The organism is Demequina lignilytica, from assembly GCF_030418375.1.
Lineage (GTDB): Bacteria > Actinomycetota > Actinomycetes > Actinomycetales > Demequinaceae > Demequina > Demequina lignilytica.
Map to the genome: position 1 here is coordinate 1 of NZ_JAUHPZ010000025.1, position 385 is coordinate 385.

Here is a 385-nt window from a genome sequence, read left to right on the forward strand (position 1 = left end):
GGACCTGATGGCCGCCCGACGCGGGTCGACCCGCGCTGAGGCGTTCCGGCTCCTTGGCGTCGGTCGCCTCCTCGAGGACGCCGAGAACGCCGCCGCAATCGACGAACTCGACAACGGTGACACCGACACCCCCAACCCCCACCCCGACGGCGCCCCCAACCCCGACCCCGACGGCGCCCCCAACCCCGACCCTGATGGCGACCCCGACCCTGATGGTGGTGGTGACCCTGATGGCGACGGTGAGCCTGACCCTGACGAGGCGACCCCCGACCCGACACCGACTCCCACGCCGCCGCCGCCGCGGCATCCGCATGTGGCGGCGGCACTGGCGGCAGGGGACCTGTCGGTCGAGGCGGCCTCGCAGATCACCGTGATGCTCGACGCG

1 protein-coding gene is annotated in these 385 nt (G+C 73.5%); it reads left to right on the forward strand.

Annotation, left to right across the window (positions count from 1 at the left end; translation table 11 throughout):
• Positions 1–7 precede the first annotated feature (7 nt).
• The coding region (locus tag QQX13_RS13790) for a hypothetical protein (protein WP_301153691.1) at positions 8–385 on the forward strand (378 nt) is incomplete at its 3' end.